The sequence below is a fragment of the Protofrankia sp. CiP1_Cm_nod3 genome, assembly GCF_982290655.1.
This window is the reverse complement of record NZ_CEVIVD010000014.1, coordinates 50,258-54,003: the sequence shown is the minus strand read 5'-3', so window position 1 is coordinate 54,003 and position 3,746 is coordinate 50,258. Positions and strand designations below refer to the sequence as shown.

1 protein-coding gene is annotated in these 3,746 nt (G+C 78.8%); it reads right to left on the bottom strand.

Annotated features, from left to right (window positions below):
• Positions 1–3,746 (bottom strand): SDR family NAD(P)-dependent oxidoreductase (locus AC5LUJ_RS05245; protein WP_493464548.1); only part of this gene is annotated, 3,746 nt, incomplete at both ends.

Genomic DNA, 3,746 nt, shown 5'->3' with positions numbered 1-3,746 from the left:
GCCGCGGCCCAGCCGCGCCACGTCCGCCCGGCCGAGATGGCCGGTCATGCCGCTGGCCTGCTCCCAGTAGCCCCAGGCCAGCGAGACCGCCGGCAGCCCGTGGGCGCGGCGGGCTGCTGCCAGCCCGTCGAGGAAGGTGTTCGCCGCCGCGTAGTTCGCCTGCCCCGGGGTGCCCACCACGCCCGCGACCGACGAGTAGAGCACGAAGGCGGCGAGGTCGGCGTGGCGGGTCAGCTCGTGCAGGTTCCACGCCGCGTCGACCTTCGGCCGGGCCACGCTCCGCAGCCGCGCCGGGGTCAGCCCGGTGACGGTGGCGTCGTCGAGGATCCCGGCCGTGTGGATCACCGCGGTGAGCGGGTGCGCGCGCGGGATGCCGGCCAGCAGCGCGGCCAGCGCGTCCCGGTCGGCGACGTCGGCGGCGGCCAGGGTGACACTGGCACCCAGCTCGGTGAGCTCGTCGACGAGTTCGGCGGCGCCGTCCGCCGCCGGCCCGCTGCGGCTGGTCAGCAGCAGGTGGCGCACCCCGTGGTGGGTGACCAGCCGGCGGGCGGCCAGCCGGCCGAGCGTCCCCGTCCCGCCGGTGACCAGGACCGTGCCGGACGGGTCGAGCCGGCCGGGCACGGTCAGCGCGAGCTTGCCGACGTGGCGGGCCTGCGCGAGGTGGCGCAGCGCGCGGGGGGCGTGCCGGATGTCCCAGGCCGCCACCGGCAGCGGGCGCAGCGCGTCCTGGGCGAACAGCAGACCCAGCTCGGTGAGCAGTTCGGCGATCCGCTGCGGCGGGACGTCCGCGAGCAGGTCGAACGGCAGGTAGGCGACGCCGGGATGCTGCGCGGCCAGCTCCTCGGGACGCCGCGGGTCGGTCTTGCCCATCTCGACGAACCGGCCGCCGGGGCCGAGCAGCCGCAGGGACGCGTCGGTGAACTCGTGCGCCAGCGCGTTGAGCACCACGTCGACCCGGCCGAACCGGGCCTCGAAGCCGTCGACGGGATCCAGCTCGCGGGAGGAGGCGATGTGGTCGTCGTCCAGGCCGAGGGCGCGCAGCACGTCCCATTTCGCGGGGCTGGCGGTCGCGAACACCTCCGCGCCGGCCTGCCGGGCGAGCTGCACGGCGGCCTGGCCGACCCCGCCGCTGGCGGCGTGCACCAGCACCCGCTCGCCCGGCCGCAGGGCACCGAGATCGAACAGGCCGTGGTAGGCGGTGAGGAACGCGACCGGGACGGTGGCGGCCCGCGCGAACGACCAGTCCGCCGGGAAGCCGACGAGCAGCCGGCGGTCGACGCGCGCGAGCGTGCCGGCGCTGCCCGGCAGCAGCCCCGTGACCCGGTCGCCGGGGGCGAGGCCGGTGACGTCGGGGGCGGTCTCGACAACCACGCCGGCCCCTTCGGCGCCGATGCGGGCCCGGCCCGGGTAGACACCGAGAGCGATCAGTACGTCGCGGAAGTTCACCCCGAGGGCCCGCGGCGCGACCCGGACCTCGCCCGGCGCGAGCGGCCCCGCCGCGTCCGGGTCGGCCAGCAGCGCGAGCGCGTCCAGGCTGCCGGGCGAGGTGACGTCGAGCCGCCACGGCGTACCGCCCGCCTCCCATCCGGCGCCCGTGCGCCGGCCGGTGCCGGTGCTGTCGCCCGCGTCGCCGGCGTCGCCGGCAGCGGTGCCGCTGCGCTCGTGGCCATGATCGTGCTCATGCCCGCCGGCCGGGTCGGTGCCGCGGCTGGTGCCGGTCGGTGGCGACAGCTCGCCCGAGGCGGGCGAGCCGGGCGCGGGCTGCCGGACGAGCCGGGGGATCAGCACCGCGCCGTCACGGACCGCGGCCTGGGGCTCCCCGCTGGCCAGCGCCGCCGCCACCGCGGCCGCGCGGGCCGGGTCGTCGCCGGGGCCGCCGTCCAGGTCGAGGATGGCGACCCGGCCGGGATGCTCGGCCTGGGCCGAGCGCACCAGCCCCCAGACCGCCGCCGCGGCCAGGTCCGTGACGTCCTCGCCGATGCGGGTGGCGACCGCGCCGCGGGTCACCAGGACCAGCCGGCCCGCGGCGGAACGCTCGTCGTCCAGCCAGGACTGCACCGTGGCGAGCGCCCGCTCGGTGGTGGCCGCGACCGCCGCCGGGACGTCCGTGCCCGAGGGGTCCGCTCCCGCGGTGCCAGCCGCTGGGACATCCACGTCTGGGACGCCCGCGGCCGGCAGGCCGTCCGCCGCGCCCGCTGTTGTCGCCGCGCTCGCCGCTGTCGGGCTGCCGGGTGCCGTCAGGGCGCTCGGCCCGGACGGGGCGTTCACCCAGACGGCGACGGTGGCCGGGACCGGCGCGTCCGACGGGAGGCCCAGGAGATCCGGGAGGATGTCGACGGCGTCGGCGGACCCGGCCGCGCCAGCGGCACTGGTGGCACCGGCGGGGCCGGCGGGGCCGGCAGGGCCGGCAGGGCCGGCGGGTGAGGCGTCCACAGGTGTCGCGGACAGCGACAGCGACGGCAGCGGCGACCAGTCCAGCAGATATGCCGCGTCGGCGCCGCCGGCGGCCAGCGTGCCCGGCGCGACCGGCCGCAGCGCCAGCGTGCCGACGGACACCACCGCGGCGCCGGCCGGGTCGGCGGCGTGCACGCTCACCGTGCCCGTGCCGGTCGGCCGCACGCGGACCCGCAGCGCGGCCGCCCCGGTGGCGGCCAGCGAGACGTCCGTCCAGGCGAACGGCAGGAGCAGGGCGTCACCCTGGCCGGGCAGCAGGCCGACGACCGCGTGCAGGGCGGCGTCGAGCAGGGCCGGGTGCAGCCCGTAGCCGTCGGCCTCGGCGGCGTCCGCGGGCAGCCGGACCTCGGCGAGGACGTCGTCCCCGTGCCGCCAGGCGGCGTGCAGGCCGCGGAAGAGCGGGCCGTAGCCGTACCCGTCGTCGGCGAGCCGGTCGTAGAAGCCGTCGAGGCCGATGCCGACCGCGTCGGCCGGCGGCCACTGCCCGGCGAGGTCGTCCGGGGCCGGTGCCGGCGGCGCCTGGGTGAGCAGGCCGCTGGCGTGGCGGGTCCAGGGGATGTCCCGGGCGTCGTCCCAGGAGGCGCTGTCGCCGGGGTGGGCGTTTCCACCACCCGGGCTGCCAGCGCCTGGCCAGCCGTCGCCTGGTCGGGCGGGGTCCGGCCGTCCCGCGGCCGGGCGGGGGTCCTCCGGGCGGGAGTACAGCGTCACCGGCCGGATGCCGGGGTCGTCGCGTTCCGGCGGGCCCACCACGAGCTGGAAGCGGATGCCACCGCCGTCCGGGACCACCAGCGGGGCGTGCGACGTCAGCTCCCGCAGGTGGCCGTGGCCGACCAGGGCCCCGGCGTGCAGGGCGAGCTCGACGGCCGCCGCGCCCGGCAGCACCGTGGTGCCGGCGACGGTGTGGTCGGCCAGCCAGGGTGTGGTGGCCGTGGCCAGCCGCCCGGTGAGCAGCAGGCTGTCGTCACCGGCGACGGGCAGCGCCGCGTCGGCCAGCGGGTGCCCGGCGGCCAGGCCCGGTGCCGGGGCACCGGCGTGTGCCGGCGCGGTGATCCAGTAACGTTCCCGCTGGAACGGGTAGGTGGGCAGCTCGGTGACGCGGGCGTGCGGCCCGTACACGGCGGGCCAGTCCGGCGTGACGCCGTGCGCGTACAGCTCGGCGAGGGAGAGCAGCAGCCGGTCCCACCCGCCGTCGTCGCGGCGCAGCGTGCCGGTGACCAGGACGGGCCCCGCCGCCGCGTCCCACCCGCCGGCCGTCTTCCCGGCAGTGTTCCCGTCGCTGTGCCCAGCGGTGT